7 protein-coding genes and 2 pseudogenes are annotated in these 16,408 nt (G+C 68.9%); 5 read left to right on the top strand and 4 right to left on the bottom strand.

What is annotated here, in order from left to right; genetic code table 11:
* Positions 1-39: 39 nt before the first annotated feature.
* From BN4348_RS47955 to BN4348_RS47965, 3 genes and pseudogenes are all read right to left on the bottom strand, one after another.
* Positions 40-1,371, bottom strand: a pseudogene (locus BN4348_RS47955) (DHA2 family efflux MFS transporter permease subunit); the annotation flags it as partial.
* A gap of 45 nt (positions 1,372-1,416) precedes the next feature.
* Positions 1,417-2,559: an acyltransferase family protein gene (locus BN4348_RS47960; protein ID WP_066914759.1), complete on the bottom strand. Its 1,143-nt coding sequence runs from the start codon at positions 2,557-2,559 to the stop codon at positions 1,417-1,419.
* Positions 2,556-4,238 (bottom strand): DEAD/DEAH box helicase, encoded by a 1,683-nt coding sequence (locus BN4348_RS47965; protein ID WP_066914761.1) that lies wholly within the window; start codon positions 4,236-4,238, stop codon positions 2,556-2,558. Before BN4348_RS47965 ends, BN4348_RS47960 begins: the two co-directional genes overlap by 4 nt.
* Positions 4,239-4,336: 98 nt before the next feature.
* On the opposite strand from BN4348_RS47965, the gene BN4348_RS47970 reads away from it, so the two are divergent.
* Both BN4348_RS47970 and BN4348_RS47975 read left to right on the top strand, forming a co-directional pair.
* Positions 4,337-4,918 (top strand): LppP/LprE family lipoprotein, encoded by a 582-nt coding sequence (locus BN4348_RS47970; protein WP_096866175.1) that lies wholly within the window; start codon positions 4,337-4,339, stop codon positions 4,916-4,918.
* A 519-nt stretch (positions 4,919-5,437) separates the two neighbouring features.
* Positions 5,438-8,836: a TM0106 family RecB-like putative nuclease gene (locus BN4348_RS47975; protein ID WP_066914763.1), complete on the top strand. Its 3,399-nt coding sequence runs from the start codon at positions 5,438-5,440 to the stop codon at positions 8,834-8,836.
* On the opposite strand, the gene BN4348_RS47980 is transcribed toward BN4348_RS47975, so the two are convergent.
* A complete protein-coding gene (locus tag BN4348_RS47980) occupies positions 8,833-10,560 on the bottom strand; it encodes an MFS transporter (protein WP_372514234.1) in 1,728 nt (575 codons plus the stop codon). The genes BN4348_RS47975 and BN4348_RS47980 overlap by 4 nt on opposite strands.
* A 199-nt stretch (positions 10,561-10,759) precedes the next feature.
* Here BN4348_RS47980 and BN4348_RS47985 point away from each other — a divergent pair, with 199 nt between their 5' ends.
* From BN4348_RS47985 to BN4348_RS47995, 3 genes and pseudogenes are all read left to right on the top strand, one after another.
* Positions 10,760-11,524: a hypothetical protein gene (locus tag BN4348_RS47985; protein ID WP_066914765.1), complete on the top strand. Its 765-nt coding sequence runs from the start codon at positions 10,760-10,762 to the stop codon at positions 11,522-11,524.
* Between the two features lie 173 nt (positions 11,525-11,697).
* Positions 11,698-15,281 (top strand): annotated as a pseudogene (locus BN4348_RS47990) (multifunctional oxoglutarate decarboxylase/oxoglutarate dehydrogenase thiamine pyrophosphate-binding subunit/dihydrolipoyllysine-residue succinyltransferase subunit).
* A 265-nt stretch (positions 15,282-15,546) separates the two neighbouring features.
* Positions 15,547-16,374 (top strand): SDR family NAD(P)-dependent oxidoreductase, encoded by an 828-nt coding sequence (locus BN4348_RS47995; RefSeq protein WP_066914988.1) that lies wholly within the window; start codon positions 15,547-15,549, stop codon positions 16,372-16,374.
* Positions 16,375-16,408: the final 34 nt, after the last annotated feature.

Genomic DNA, 16,408 nt, shown 5'->3' on the forward strand with positions numbered 1-16,408 from the left:
GCGGCGGTGGCGGCGCCGGCCGCAGCCACCAGGGCGGCCTGCATNCAGGCCCGCGCCGGCGGACACGCTGTCGATCAGGCGGCGTGCGGCGCCGGGGCCTAGGACGCCGAGCCGAGCCAGTTCGTGCGTGGCGCTGTCGGACGCCCTGGGCCCGAATAGGGCCCCCAGGCCCGCGACGCCGGCCAGGATGCCGACCTGCCGAACGGCGCTCACCGCGCCGGTCGCCATTCCGGCGTCGGCGACCGGCACGAATTGCAGTGCGATGTCGGACGTCAGCGCGAACAGGCCGCCCAGGCCGAGCCCCGCCACGACGGAACCCGCGATGAAGTGCGTCCACTGCGTGCTCTCCCCGACCCCGGTCATCAGCCACAGCCCGGCCGCGATCAGCGCCACACCAGCCGGGATCGACGTCCACGCCGGGAAATAGCGCGCGGCGGTCATCGCCAGCGGGGCGCCCAGCACGCAGGCGACGGTCAGCGGGAGCGCCCGCAGCCCCGACTGAAATGGGCTGTACCCCAGCGTGTTCATGAAATACAGCGCCAGATAGTTGGTCGCGGCGATCAGCGTGCCGGCCGCGGCGAACGCCGCGAGGGACACCCCCGCGAAACCCGGGCGGCGCACCACCCGTAGGTCGAGCATCGGCGCGCTCACCCGCGACTCCCACCAGATGAAGACCGCCAGGCCCATCACGGCGAAGGCGCCCAGCGCCAGGATCACCCCGTCGGTCCAGCCGCGGTGATTGCCTTCGATCAACGCGTACACGCCCGCGAAGAGCGCGGCCGACAACACGGCCGTGCCGACCAAGTCGAGTGGGCGATCTTGCCCGGCAAGGGTTTCCGGGACGAACCGCACGGCGATCGCCAGTGCGGCGACCCCGATCGGCACGTTGATCAAAAAGATCGACTCCCAGTCGAACGCGCCGACCAGCGCCCCGCCGAGCAGCGGCCCCACGGCGGCGCCCGCACCCATCACGGCGCCGTAGATCGCGATCGCGATGCCCCGCCCGCGTTGTTCGGGGAAGGCCGCGGCCACCATCGGCAACGAAACGCCCAGCAGGATCGCCCCACCGGCGCCTTGCAGCGCCCGGCACAGGTTGAGCATCTCGATGCTGCGGGCCAGCGCGCAGCCGGCCGACGCCAGCGTGAACGCGGCCATCCCAGCCAGATAAAGCCGTCGCCGACCGAGTCGGTCACCCAGCGTGGCGGCGGTGAGCAGTAGTCCTGCCATCGGCAGCGCGTAGGCGTCGACCACCCACTGCAAACCGCTGAGGTCGGCGTCCAGGGTGGCCTGGATGTTGGCGAGCGCGGCCGAAACGATGGTCATGTCGAGCAGCAACATGAACACCGCGAGGCAGACCGCGAGCAGCGTCAGCCGAGGATGAAGCGCTGTCCCCCCATCCCCTTCGTCGCCGGCCACCTAGCCGTCCTTGACCCGGGTGAAACGGTGCAGGAGCCAGGCCAGGGGGATGGTGATGGCCACCGTCGCGATGAACAGGTACAGCATCGAGCCGGTGTAGACGTGCGCCCGGACGACGTACACCATCGCGAATTCCATCGTGATGAGGTGGATCAGGAAGATCTCGTAGGAGATCTCACCGAGCCACACCATCGGCCGGCTGGCCAGCAGCCGGGAATACGCACCCTGATTACCCAACGCCAGCGGCGCCACCGCCAGCGCGGCGATCACGGCATAGAACACCGTCTTGAAGATGGCCTGGCTCAGCGTCGCGGGCGACGTGGTGGGCGCGCCCGCGATGGGCGTCGAGGCGATGAAGTAGCAGACGATCGCCAGTGGGATGGCCATGAAGGCGTAGCAGTGCACCTTCATCGCCTGCAGCACGGCCAGCGCCATGCCGGCGAGGAACCATGCCAGGTACGTGGGCAGCCACAGCCGGGCGCCGTCGGGGAACCAGTGATCGGTGTGCACCAGGACCAACCACCCCGGGCTGATCAGCGCCATCGCCGCCAGGGCGGCCAGCATCGCCGTCGGCTGCCATCGCCGCCGGGCGATCAGCACCAGCAGCAGGTACGCCAGCAGCGGCAGCACGACGTAGAACGACGCCTCCACCGCCAGGCTCCACATCTGCGTCAGGCCCTGGTGCAGGTACTTGCCGAGGTAGCCGTTGCAGTAGATCTGCGTCAGCGTCAGGTTGCGCACCAGCCCCAGCCACGTGTGCCCGGGATTCGGGCCGGCCTCCCGGAAGTGGTAGAGCACGTAGGCGAACAGCACGGTGATGACGTAGGCGGGCATGATGCGCCGAACCCGATGGCGTGCATAGCGACTCAGCGACGGCGGCGGGCCACCGGTGGCGGCCGACTTCACCCACGGACGGAACAGCAGGAAGCCCGACAACACGAAGAAGATCGGCACGCCGATCTCCAGCCGGGAGCCGACCAGGCCCCAATACCCGTGGGTGTACTTGCCGGTGGTGTAGGCCGCATGGGTGCCGACGACGGTGAGCGCGGCGACCGCGCGGATGCCGGTCAGCGATGCGACCCGGTCGACGTGGGAGACCTGCTCGAGCCCGCCCTGGGCGTCGCGTTCCTCGGACAGTGTCATCCGGCGTGTTTCCGGCGCGGTTTGGTCTTGCCGGGTGAGCGATCCGGCCGCAGCTCGATCAGCACGCCCGAGATGCGGGTCTGCTCAAGCTTCTTCAGCGTCGCCCTGGGCAGCTTGGCCGGCAGTTCCACCAGCGAGAAGTCCGGTCCGATGGCGATGTGGCCGAAATCGCTGCGGTGTAGGCCGCCCTCGTTGGCGATGGCGCCGACGATCGCGCCGGGGCCGATCTTGTGCCGCTTGCCCACGGAAATCCGGTATGTCGCGAAATTCCTTGGCGGCCCCGACCTTTCGCGTGTCCTTTCGGGGCGTTCCCGGCGTTCGCGCCGTTCCAGCGGCGCCTCGGGCGCCATCAGGAACGCCTCGCCGTCGCGTGACTGCACCGCCAGCGCCGCGGCGATGTCGGCCATCGGGACGTCGTGCTCACGTTCGTAGTCCTGAACCAGCTTGCGGAACAGGTCGATTCCCGGGGCGGCGAGCGTGTCGGTGATGGAGTCTGCGAACTTCGTGATGCGTTGGGTGTTGACGTCCTCGACGGTGGGAAGTTCGGCCTCGGTGAGCGTTTGTCTGGTGGCCTTCTCGATCGCCTTGAGCAGATGGCGCTCGCGCGGGGAGACGAACAGCACCGCGGTTCCGGACCGCCCGGCCCGGCCGGTGCGCCCGATGCGGTGGACGTAGGACTCGGTGTCGTGCGGGATGTCGTAGTTAAGGACGTGCGAGATGCGCTCCACATCGAGGCCCCTGGCCGCGACGTCGGTGGCGACCAGGATGTCGATGCTGCCGTTTTTCAGCGCGGCGATGGTGCGCTCCCGTTGCGCCTGGGGGATGTCGCCGTTGATGGCTGCCGCGGAAAACCCTCGGGCCCTCAGCTTTTCGGCAACTTCCTCGGTCGCCTGCTTGGTGCGCACGAAAACGATCATGGCCTCGAACGGCTCCACCTCCAGGACCCGCGTGAGCGCGTCCATCTTGCGGGGCCCGGCAACCTGGATGTAGCGCTGCGAGATGTTCTCGGCGGTCGCGGTTTTCGCTTTTGCGGTGATCTCGACCGGGTCGTGCAGGTACTTCTTCGTGAGCTTGCGGATCGCCGGCGGCATGGTCGCCGAGAACAGGGCGACCTGCTTGTATTCCGGGGTCTCGGACAGGATGCGCTCGACGTCCTCGGCGAATCCCATGGTGAGCATCTCGTCGGCCTCGTCGAGCACCAGGTAGTCGATGTGGGACAGGTCCAGCGTCCCTCGTTCGAGGTGGTCGATGACGCGGCCGGGGGTGCCGACCACCACCTGCGCGCCGCGCCGCAGGCCCGCCAGCTGCACGCCGTAGGACGAGCCGCCGTAGATCGGCAGCACGTGGATCTGCGGCAGGTTCGCGCCGTAGCGGCTGAACGCCTCGGCCACCTGCAGGGCCAGCTCGCGGGTGGGCGCGAGCACCAGTGCCTGCGTCGCGGTGCTCTTCACGTCGATCTTGGACAGGATCGGGATCGCGAACGCCGCCGTCTTGCCGGTACCGGTCTGCGCCAGCCCGACGACGTCGGACCCCGCCATCAGCGGCGGGATCGTCGCCGCCTGGATGGCCGTCGGGGTCTCGTAGCCGACGTCGGCGGTCGCCCTTAAGACCGCAGGGTGGATCTGCAGGTCGGCGAAGGTGGCAGGGGACGCCGCAGGCGAATTTTCGGAGGGTGCCATTGTTCATCGCAGTTTAGTGGGTGGCCGACCGGCGAGTGGTCGGGCACGCGGCCACGCCTGCCACACCCGCGGGCCCGATAACGGTACGGTTTCGCGATGTGTGTTCGCTGACTTATCGCGCGCTGACGGGTCTGGCCGTCGCCGTTTCGGCCGCCTCGGCTTTGACCGCCTGTAGTTCCGGAGATTCCACCGTCGCCAAGACACCCGAGGCGACGACGACCAGTGAGACGGCGTCGATCACGGCCCCCGCCACCCCGACCCCGGCGGCTGCCCCGCCCAGCAGCAGCCCGGTGCCGGCCGACCCGTGCGCGGTCAACCTCGCCTCCCCCACCATCGCGAAGGTCGTCTCGGACCTACCGCGCGATCCGCGCAGCCAGCAGCCCTGGAATCCCGAGCCGCTGGCCGGCAACTACAACGAGTGCGCCCAGCTGTCGGCCGTGATCATCAAGGCCAACACGAACGCCGGCAGTCCCTCTACCCGGGCGGTCCTGTTTCATCTCGGCCAGTTCATCCCGCAGGGGGTGCCGGATACGTACGGCTTCAACGGGATTGACGCCGCGCAAACCACCGGCGACACGGTCGCGCTGACGTACCCCAGCAGCATCGGTCTGGCCACCACGGTGAAGTTCCGGTGGAACGGCAACGGCGTCGAGCTCATCGGGAACAAGCCCGGCGCCTGAGGGAAGGGCCGAGCCCGCGAGACATCGGCCGACATCAATGATCGGTTGGCACCACCTGCCACGCCGATGCCCCTGGATCAAGCCGCGTTGCCGCCGCTGCTCTTTGGCTCGGCTGTCGGGGGGTTGCCCCGCGTGCCCCCTTTGCACCGCCAGCACCACCAGCACCGGCGTTACCACCGCTACCGCCGTCCGCACCGGGTGCGGCATTGGGGTGGCCTGATCTCGAGCGCGGCGAATCGGACCGGATTATCGGTCTCCACCTGGGTGAGCACGACAGGGGCGAACCGCGCCACCCGGTGCTCCCCGCCCCGAAGCCCGACAGCACGCCACCGGACACGGTGAGCTTGCTGCCCACCACCGAAGCCGCTTCGGCGAGAAAGGCCCCGGTAATCACCCCGCTGAAGGACCGCTTCGTCGGCTCTCAGCAAGGGTCCGGCGGGTGGGACGCCGATCAGGGTCGGCCAAACACTGCACCGGCGCGCCGGACCGGTGTCGGATCCCTCACCTACTGTTGCTGCTGTGTTCGTCACCGACGACAGCATCGTCTACAGCGCGTCGGATCTCGCGGCGGCAGCCCGCTGCGAGTACGCCCTGCTCAGGGACTTCGACGCGAAACTCGGCTGGGGTCCTGCGGTCGGCGTCGAGGACGAGTTACTCGCGCGCACGGCCACTCTCGGCACCGAACACGAACGACGGCGCCTTGACCGATTCCGCGACGAGTTCGGCGAGGGTGTGGCGGTCATCGGGCGCCCGGCATACACCGTCGCCGGGCTGACGGCGGCGGCCGAGGCAACCCGGCGCGCCATCGCCAACCGCGTCCCCGTGGTGTATCAGGCCGCGATGTTCGACGGGCGCTTCGTCGGCTTCGCCGACTTCCTGGTGCTCGACGCCGACCACTATCGGGTCACCGACACCAAGCTGGCGCGCTCGCCCAAGGTCACCGCGCTGCTGCAGCTGGCGGCCTACGCCGACGCGCTCGCCGACTCGGGCGTCGCGGTGTCACCGGAGGCCGAGCTGGAGCTGGGTGACGGCACCCTCGTACGCTACCGGGTCGGTGACCTGATTCCCGTCTACCGTTCGCAACGCGCGCATTTGCAGCGACTCCTCGACGAGCACCATGCCGCGGGCGCCCCGGTGCGCTGGGACGACGACGGCGTGGCCGCCTGTTTTCGCTGCCCCTTGTGCACCGAACAGCTGCGCACCGCCGATGACCTGCTGCTGGTCGCCGGCATGCGAATCGCCCAGCGGGACAAGCTCATCGACGTCGGCATCACCACGATCGCCGGGCTTGCCGAACATCCCGGCCCGGTGCCCGACCTGGCGGCTCCGGCGCTCGACAAACTGACCGCACAAGCCAAACTGCAACTGCGCCAACGCGACACCGGGGCCCCGCAATTCGAGATCGTTGATCCCCAGCCGCTGACCCTGCTGCCCGAACCGGATCCCGGCGACCTGTTCTTCGACTTCGAGGGGGACCCGCTGTGGACGGCCGATGGACACGACTGGGGCTTGGAGTATCTCTTCGGGATCCTGGACGCCACCGGGGACTTTCGCGCGCTGTGGGCGCACGACCGGCTAGACGAGCGCAAGGCGCTCACCGACTTTCTCGCCATGGTCAAAAAGCGCCGCACGCGCCGGCCCAACATGCACATCTATCACTACGCCCCCTACGAGAAGACCGCCCTGCTGCGGCTCGCCGGACGGTACGGGGTCGGCGAGGACGAGGTGGACGAGCTGCTGCGCAGCGGCACCCTGGTGGACCTTTACCCCTTGGTGCGCAAGAGCATTCGCGTGGGCGCGGAGTCGTTCAGCCTCAAGGCGCTCGAGCCGCTCTACATGGGGGCGCAGCTGCGCGCCGGCGAGGTCACCACCGCCGCCGAATCGATCACCTGCTATGCCCGCTACTGCGAGCTGCGCGCCGCCGGCGAACACGACGACGCCGCATCCGTGCTCAAGGAGATCGAGGGCTACAACCACTACGATTGCCGCTCGACCCGCGAGCTGCGCAACTGGCTGATGCTGCGCGCGTACGAGTCCGGCGTCGTTCCGATTGGCGCCCAACCGGTTCCGGAGGGCAACACCGTCGAAGACCGCGACCGGCTGGCGGTCGCCTTGTCGGCGTTCACCGGCGACGCCGGCGTCGGCGACCGCACGCCCGAGCAGACGGCGGTGGCCCTGGTGTCGGCGGCCCGGGGCTACCACCGGCGCGAGGACAAGCCGTTCTGGTGGGCGCATTTCGACCGGCTGAACTTCCCCGTCGAGGAATGGTCCGACGACACCGACGTCTTCATCGCCGAGTCGGCGTCGCTCGACGCCGACTGGCACACCCCGCCCCGCGCGCGCAAGCCGCGGCGTCAGGTGCGACTCAAGGGACGGCTGGCGCGCGGCGATTTGATGAGGAGCGTCTTCGCGCTGTACGAGCCCCCGGCCCCACCCAGCATGACCGACAACGCGGACCGGCGCGCGACCGGTCGCGCCGAAGTCATCGTGGTCAACGACCCGGCGGTACCCACAGAGGTCACCATCGTCGAGCGAGTCGGCAATGACGGCAACACCTTTGACCAACTGCCGTTCGCGCTGACCCCCGGCCCACCTATTCCCACGACGGCGTTGAGGGAGTCGATCGAAGCAACCGCCGCCGCCGTCGCCGCCGGGTTGCCTCGACTACCGCACAGCGCCGTGGTCGACATACTGCTGCGCCGCGCGCCGCGCACCCGCCGTGCCAGCGCGCTGCCCCGCAGCGCGGACACCGTCGCCGACATCATCGCCGCGGCAATCGATCTGGACTCGTCATACCTGGCGGTGCACGGGCCGCCGGGCACCGGCAAGACGCACACCGCGGCGCGCGTCATCGCACGATTGGTCACCGGCCACGGCTGGCGCATCGGCGTGGTGGCGCAATCCCACGCCACGGTGGGGAACCTGTTGGACTGCGTGATCGACGCCGGCCTGGACCCGGCGCGAATCGCAAAGAAACCCGCCGGCCACGACGCACCCCGGTGGCGGGAGATCGAGTCCAACGAGTACGCGGCGTTCATCGATGGCAACCAAGGCTGCGTGATCGGCGGCACCGCATGGGATTTCGCCAACGCCAGCCGGGTGCCGCCGGGCACCCTGGACCTGCTGGTGATCGACGAGGCCGGCCAGTTCTGCCTGGCCAACACCATCGCGGTGGCGCCGGCGGCCGCCAATCTGCTGCTGCTCGGCGACCCCCGGCAGCTGCCTCAGGTCAGCCAGGGCACGCATCCCGAACCGGTCGCCACGTCGGCGCTCGACTGGCTGGTGGACGGCGGGCGCACGCTGCCCGACGAACGTGGCTACTTCCTGGACCGTTCCTACCGCATGCACCCGGCGGTCTGCGCCGCCGTGTCCGCGCTGTCCTACGAGGGCAGGCTGCGCTCCCACGAGTGCGCCGCGGCGCGTCGCCTCGACGGCTACCCACCCGGCGTGCACGTGAGCGCCGTTGCCCACCAAGGCAACTCGACCGAGAGCCCCGAGGAGGCGGACGCGATCACCGCACATATCGACGAAATCCTCGGCCGGCCGTGGACCGACGAGCGCGGCTCCCGGCCGTTGGCCGCCTCCGACGTGTTGGTGCTGGCCCCCTACAACGCGCAGGTGACGCTGATCCGCCGGCGGCTGGATGCCGCCGGGCTCGGCGCGGTCCGGGTCGGCACCGTCGACAAATTTCAGGGCGGTCAGGCGCCGGTGGTCTTCGTTTCGATGACGGCGTCGTCGGTCGACGTGGTGCCACGCGGGATCTCCTTCCTGCTCAACAGGAACCGGCTCAACGTCGCCGTCAGCCGGGCGCAGTACGCCGCGGTGATCGTCCGCTCGCAGTTGCTCACCGAATATCTCCCGGGCACACCCGCGGGCCTGATCGACCTGGGCGCTTTCCTGGCGTTGACTCGGGACTAGTCGCCCGACGAGTGCCGGCCGTAGCCGGTGGGGGCCGCATCCGGATCGGGACGGTAGCGGTGTCCCGGAGACACCATCGGGCGCGGCGCCTTCCCCCCCTCGACACGAGAGCCACCAGAACCCCTGTGGGCAAGGCTGGTCGGTCCCACAAGCGGCGCGGGGCCGGCGTCCGGTTCGCGAAGCAGGATGAATTCGACGTACTCGTCGTCGTCATAGTCGTCGTCGACGACGTCGCCCTCGTCGGCCAGATCCCGGGGCCCGACGGCCGAGCGGGCGAACCCGACCAGGAACAGCGCCGCGATGATGCCGAACAGCGCGATGAACGCGGGCAAGAGCACCGACTGCGCCATCGCGGTCGCAAACGGCGCGCGCAGGAAATCGGGCAGTTGCACCGAAGGGCTGTCGTCGCCGACCGGTGCGGCCGTGGGCATCTCGGCGCCGATCCGCCACGTCATGAACGCGGCCATGCCCGCGCTCCCGAGAACCGCCCCCAGCTGCCGCACCGAGTTGTACACGGCGGAGCCCGTCCCGGCCAGGGCGTCGGGCAGGTTGCGCGTCGCGGTGGCCGTCAGCGGCGCCCACACGAACGCGCTCCCGACGCCGATCACCGCGAACGGCAGCAGCAGCCGCCAGATCGGCGTCGACGGGGACATCTCGAACGAAAGCCAGGTCAGCCCGATCGCCATCATCGAGAAGCCGAAACCGAGCACCGGGCGCGGGTGGTGCCTGTCGACGATCATGCCCGCGAACGGCGCCAGCACACCGCCCGTGACCGCCATCGGAGCGATCACCAGGGCCGAGCGCGTCGGCGACAGTCCACAGCCGGCCTGCAAAAAGAACGGCAGCGGCAGCATCACCGCCGTCGTCGCGAACGAGGTGATGGCGACCCCGGCGTTGCACACGGTGAAGTCGCGGTCGGCAAAGACCTGCGGCGGGATCAACGGCTCACGGGTGTTGACGGCCTGCCAGTAGACGAACACCGACACGAACCCGACGCCGGCGACGATCATGGCCCAGACCCAGGGCTGCCAGTGGCCGGCCTGGCCCTGCTGCAGGCCGAACACGATCAGGAACATGCCCAGCCCGGACAGCCCGACACCGACCAGGTCGAACCGGTGCGCCTGGGTGGGCAGCGCGGGAACCAGCCACACTGCCAGCGCCAGCCCGACGACGCCGATGGGGACGTTGACGAAGAAGATCCACTGCCAGCCCAGCCCGTCGACCAGCGCGCCGCCGACCAGCGGGCCGACCAGCGTGGCCACCCCGGCGGTGGAGCCCCACAGGCTCACCGCCACCCCACGCCGCTCCGGCGGGAAGATCCTGGTGATCGTCGACAGGGTCTGCGGGGTGAGCACCCCGGCCCCCACGCCCTGGACCACGCGGGCCGCGATCAGCATGGCGGCGCTGCCCGACAACCCGCACCACAGCGATGCGGCGGTGAACACCGCCAGCCCGATCAGGTAGAGGTTCTTGGTGCCGAACCGGTCGCCGAGCCGCCCGGCCACCAGCAGCACCACCCCGTATCCCAGCAGGTAGGCGCTGGTCACCCAGACCACGGTGGCGTAGCCGATATGCAGGTCGGACTTGATGGTCGGGTTGGCGATGACGACGATGGTCGAGTCGACCATGATCATGAAGAAGCCGACCATCATCGCCCAGAGCGCGTGCCAGGGATTCCCGGAGCCCCGCGAATTCGAGGGCATCGCGGAGTTCCATAGCTTCATGAAGTCGGTGCGACTCGACGTCGCCCTGGTCATGTGGCCTCCCCCTGGAAACGAACGGCCCGGAACCTCACCCTGCCCGCATTATCCCGATGCGGCAATCGGGGCCAGCGCCGCGGGCTTCGCGACCGACCTATGTTTTGGCCACCGCGGGTTAGCCTGGAAAGGACGCCACGCGGCGGGAAAGACCAGGAGAGGCAAGATGCGGGCCCGACGGAACAGAGCTTCACATATGTCAAAGCCGGACCAGCCGCCGGCCAACGGCGGTCGGCCCAAAGCATCGGCGCGCGCATTGGCGCAGGTCATCGAGCGCAGCACGCGGATACACGGTCCGGCGGCCGAGGCTTACGTCACCAGGCTGCGACGGACGCACCCCGGCGCCGGTCCCGCCGACATCGACGCCAAGCTGGAAAAGCGCTACCTGGCGGCGCTGACGGCCAGCGGGGCCGCCGTCGGTTCGGCCGCGACGTTCCCCGGGGTCGGCACGGTGGCGGCGGTGTCCGCGGGCGCCGGGGAAACCGTGTTCTTCGTCGAGGCCACCGCGTTGTTCGTGCTGGCGAAGGCCGCGGTCTACAACATCCCGGCGGACCACCGGGAACGACGCCGCGCGCTGGTGCTGGCCGTGCTGGTCGGAGACGACAGCCGCCGCGCGATCGGCGAGTTGATCGGTCCGGGCCGCACCCAGGGCGGCTGGCTGGCCGAGGGCATGGCGTCGGTGCCGTTGCCGACGCTGGGCCGGTTGAACACGCGGATGCTCAAGTACTTCGTCAAGCGGTACACGGTGCGCAAGGGCGCGCTGATGTTCGGCAAGGCGCTGCCGGTCGGCATCGGCGCCGTGATCGGCGGCGCGGGCAACCGGATGGTGGGCAAAAAGATCGTCACCAACGCCCGCCACGCGTTCGGGCCCGCGCCGACCCGTTGGCCCAGCACGCTGCGGCTGTTGCCCCCGGTCCACGAGGCCGGCTAGCGGTTCGCTCACCGGTCGCACTCGCGGATCGCCGGCAAAGGGTTAGCCTTTATTGGGGCGGCAACGCTCCGGGACCGGCGCGGGTGTGAGGTGCCCCACCATCAGGGGCGCGGGAGAGTCGCAGGCGTGAGGAAAGCGCTTGCAGAGCAAAAGAATTGAGGCGAACAGCGGCCGTGAGCAATATATCGCCATTCGGGCAAAACGAATGGCTGGTCGAGGAGATGTACCGCAAGTTCCGCGACGACCCCTCTTCGGTCGACCCGAGCTGGCACGAATTCCTGGTCGACTACAACCCCGAGCCCATCGCCGACACGGATGACGGGCAGGCTGCGGAAGCAAACGCGCCCGCGCCGGAAGCCAAGCCCGCCGCCCCCGCGGCTCCGCAGCCCACCGGTGGCAACGGCGCCGCGGCGCCCGCCCCGGCGGCGCCCGCAGCGCCCCCCCAGCGGTCCGCCGCTCCCGCGCNAAGCTGATGATCGACAACCGGATCGTCATCAACAACCAGCTCAAGCGCACCCGCGGCGGCAAGATTTCCTTCACCCACCTGCTGGGCTACGCGCTGGTGCAGGCGCTCAAGCAGTTCCCGAACATGAACCGGCACTACGCCGAGGTCGACGGCAAGCCCACCGCCGTCACCCCGGCCCACACCAATCTGGGCCTGGCCATCGACCTGCAGGGCAAGGACGGCAAGCGCTCCCTGGTGGTGGCCGGCATCAAGCGCTGCGAGACGATGCGGTTCGCGCAGTTCGTCACCGCCTACGAGGACATCGTCCGGCGGGCCCGCGACGGCAAGCTGACCGCCGAAGACTTTGCCGGCGTGACGATTTCGCTGACCAACCCCGGCACCATCGGCACCGTGCACTCGGTGCCCCGGCTGATGGCCGGCCAGGGCGCCATCATCGGGGTCGGTGCGATGGAATACCCCGCCGAGTTCCAGGGCGCGAGCGAGGAGCGCATCGCCGAGCTGGGCATCGGCAAGCTGATCACACTCACGTCGACCTACGACCACCGCATCATCCAGGGCGCGGAGTCCGGCGACTTCCTGCGCGTCATCCACGAGATGCTGCTCTCGGACGGCTTCTGGGACGAGATCTTCCGCGAGCTGGGCAACCCGTACCTGCCGGTGCGCTGGAGCACCGACAACCCGGACTCGATCGTCGACAAGAACGCCCGGGTGATGGAGCTCATCGCGGCCTACCGCAACCGCGGGCACCTGATGGCCGATATCGACCCGCTGCGCCTGGATTCCAGCCGCTTCCGCAGCCATCCCGATCTGGAGATCCTGAACCACGGCCTGACGCTGTGGGACCTCGACCGCATCTTCAAGGTCAACGGCTTCGCCGGTTGCGAGTACAAGAAGCTGCGCGACGTGCTCGGCCTGCTACGCGACGCCTATTGCCGCCACATCGGCGTGGAGTACACCCACATCCTCGAACCCGAGCAACAGGCGTGGCTGCAGGAGCGGGTCGAGACCAAGCACGTCAAACCCACTGTGGCCGAACAGAAATTCATCCTGAGCAAGCTGAACGCCGCCGAGGCATTCGAAACCTTCCTGCAGACCAAATACGTTGGGCAGAAAAGGTTCTCGCTGGAGGGCGCCGAAAGCGTGATCCCGATGATGGACGCGGCCATCGACCAGTGCGCCGAGTACGGCCTCGACGAGGTGGTGATCGGGATGCCGCACCGCGGCCGGCTCAACGTGCTGGCCAACATCGTCGGCAAGCCGTACTCGCAGATCTTCAGCGAGTTCGAGGGCAACCTGAACCCGTCGCAGGCGCACGGCTCCGGCGACGTCAAATACCACCTCGGCGCCACCGGCGTTTACCTACAGATGTTCGGCGACAACGACATTCAGGTGTCGCTGACCGCCAACCCGTCGCACCTGGAGGCCGTGGACCCGGTGCTGGAGGGCCTGGTGCGGGCCAAGCAGGACCTGCTGGATCGCGGCTCCAAGGATGACGGCGACGACAAAGCCTTCTCCGTGGTGCCGATGATGCTGCACGGCGACGCCGCCTTCGCCGGCCAGGGGGTGGTGGCCGAGACGCTGAACCTGGCGAACCTGCCCGGCTACCGCGTCGGCGGCACCATCCACATCATCGTCAACAACCAAATCGGGTTCACCACCGCGCCGGAGTACTCCAGGTCGAGCGAGTACTGCACCGACGTGGCGAAGATGGTGGGGGCACCGATCTTTCACGTCAACGGCGACGACCCGGAAGCCTGCGCGTGGGTGGCCAAGCTGGCCGTCGACTTCCGGCAGCGCTTCTGCAAAGACGTCATCATCGACATGCTGTGCTACCGGCGGCGCGGGCACAACGAGGGCGACGACCCGTCGATGACCAACCCGTCCATGTACGACGTCGTCGACACCAAGCGCGGGGCCCGCAAGAGCTACACCGAGGCCCTGATTGGCCGCGGCGACATCTCGCTGAAGGAGGCCGAGGACGCACTGCGCGACTACCAGGGCCAGCTGGAGCGGGTGTTCAACGAGGTCCGCGACCTGGAGAAGCACGGCGTGCAGCCCAGCGAATCGGTGGAGGCCGATCAACCCGTGCCCGCGGGGCTGTCCACCGCGGTGGACAAATCGCTGCTGGCCCGCATCGGCGACGCGTTCCTGGCCTTGCCGGACGGGTTCACCGTGCACCCGCGCGTGCAGCCGGTGCTGGAAAGGCGCCGGGAGATGGCCTACGAGGGCAAGATCGACTGGGCGTTCGGCGAGCTGCTGGCGCTGGGTTCGCTGGTCTCCGAGGGCAAGCTGGTGCGGCTGTCCGGGCAGGACACCCGGCGCGGCACCTTCTCCCAGCGGCACTCGGTGATCATCGACCGCAACACCGGCGAGGAGTTCACGCCGCTGCAGTTGCTGGCGACGAACCCCGACGGCACCCCCACGGGCGGCAAGTTCCTGGTCTACGACTCACCGCTGTCGGAGTACGCCGCCGTCGGCTTCGAGTACGGCTACACGGTGGGCAACCCGGACGCGCTCGTGTTGTGGGAGGCGCAGTTCGGCGACTTCGTCAACGGGGCTCAGTCAATCATCGACGAGTTCATCAGCTCCGGCGAGGCGAAGTGGGGCCAGCTGTCCAACGTGGTGCTGCTGCTGCCGCACGGGCACGAGGGGCAGGGCCCCGACCACACCTCCGGGCGCATCGAACGCTTCCTGCAGCTGTGGGCGGAGGGTTCGATGACGATCGCGATGCCCTCGACGCCGTCGAACTACTTCCACCTGTTGCGCCGCCACGCCCTCGACGGCATCCAGCGCCCGCTGATCGTGTTCACGCCGAAGTCGATGCTGCGCAACAAGGCCGCCGTCAGCGACATCAAGGACTTCACCGAGATCAAGTTCCGCTCGGTGCTGGAGGAACCCACCTACGAAGACGGCATCGGCGACCGCAGCAAGGTCAGGCGGATCCTGCTCACCAGCGGCAAGATCTACTACGAGCTGGTGGCGCGCAAGGCCAAGGACAACCGCGACGACGTCGCGATCGTGCGCATCGAGCAGCTCGCCCCGCTGCCCAAGCGCCGGCTGGGCGAGACGCTGGACCGCTACCCGGCCGCCGAGGAGTTCTTTTGGGTGCAGGAGGAGCCGGCCAACCAGGGCGCGTGGCCGCGGTTCGGCCTGGAGCTGCCGGAGTTGTTGCCGGACAAGCTGACCGGGCTCAAGCGGATCTCGCGCCGCGCCATGTCGGCGCCGTCGTCGGGCTCGTCGAAGGTGCACGCCGTCGAGCAGCAAGAGATCCTCGACACGGCGTTCCGCTAGCCCGGTGACGCCCCTTCGCCGCGAGCGTGCGCGTTTGCACATCGACACGCCGCGGTGAGCGTCATTGTGCGCACGCTCATCGGCTGACCCGGGCTAGGTGCCGTTGGTAGCGCCGTTGTTTCCGGTGGCACCGGCGGCCGAACCCGACCCACCCGCGGCTCCGGCGCCGCCCAACCGCGGCGCGTCCTCCTCGTCCCTCCTCGCGACGCTGCCGGTACCCCGGGTACCGTCTAGCCTCGACGAGAGCCCACCAAGGAGGATGGTCATGCACGGATTCGCGGGGAAGGTCGCCGTAGTCACCGGAGCCGGTTCGGGCATCGGCCAAGCGCTGGCCATCGAGCTGGCCCGCTCCGGTGCCAAAGTGGCGATCAGCGACGTCAACACCGAGGGCCTGGCGCAGACCGAGGAGCAGGTGAAGGCGATCGGCGCGTCGGTCAAGGCCGACCGGCTCGACGTCACCGAGCGCGAGGCCTTCCTGGCCTACGCCGACGAGGTCGCCGAGCACTTCGGCAAGGTCAACCAGATCTACAACAACGCCGGCATCGCCTTCACCGGCGACATCGAGGTCAGCCAGTTCAAGGACATCGAACGGGTGATGGACGTCGACTTCTGGGGCGTCGTGAACGGCACCAAGGCGTTCCTTCCGCACGTGATCGCCTCCGGGGACGGCCACGTCATCAACATCTCCAGCGTGTTCGGGCTGTTCTCGGTGCCGGGGCAGGCGGCGTACAACTCGGCCAAGTTCGCCGTCCGGGGCTTCACCGAGGCGCTGCGACAGGAAATGATCCTGGCCCACCATCCGGTCGCGGTGACCACCGTGCACCCCGGCGGCATCAAGACCGGGATCGCTCGCAACGCCACCGCCGCCGAGGGGCTCGACCGCGATGAGCTGGCCAAGCTGTTCGACAAACGGCTCGCCAAGACCAGCCCGCAACAAGCCGCCCGGGTCATCCTGGACGCGGTCCGCAAGAAGAAGGCCCGGGTGCTGGTCGGCAACGACGCCAAGGTCCTCGACCTGATGGTGCGGGTGGCCGGCCCCTACTACCAGCAGCTGTTCGGGCCCGTCATGGGCCGGTTGATGCCCAGGGTCTGACCCTCAGCGCCGAGACTGCGCTCAGCGCGCCCGA

Source organism: Mycobacterium interjectum (assembly GCF_900078675.2).
Taxonomy (GTDB): Bacteria; Actinomycetota; Actinomycetes; order Mycobacteriales; family Mycobacteriaceae; genus Mycobacterium; species Mycobacterium interjectum.

What these genes read in the sequence shown, in the direction of transcription:
- BN4348_RS47960 (WP_066914759.1), bottom strand. Translation starts at nt 2,559, where the DNA reads ATGACACTGTCCGAGGAACGCGACGCCCAGGGCGGGCTCGAGCAGGTC.
- BN4348_RS47965 (WP_066914761.1), bottom strand. Translation starts at nt 4,238, where the DNA reads ATGGCACCCTCCGAAAATTCGCCTGCGGCGTCCCCTGCCACCTTCGCC.
- BN4348_RS47980 (WP_372514234.1), bottom strand. Translation starts at nt 10,560, where the DNA reads ATGAAGCTATGGAACTCCGCGATGCCCTCGAATTCGCGGGGCTCCGGG.
- BN4348_RS47985 (WP_066914765.1), top strand. Translation starts at nt 10,760, where the DNA reads ATGCGGGCCCGACGGAACAGAGCTTCACATATGTCAAAGCCGGACCAG.
- BN4348_RS47995 (WP_066914988.1), top strand. Translation starts at nt 15,547, where the DNA reads ATGCACGGATTCGCGGGGAAGGTCGCCGTAGTCACCGGAGCCGGTTCG.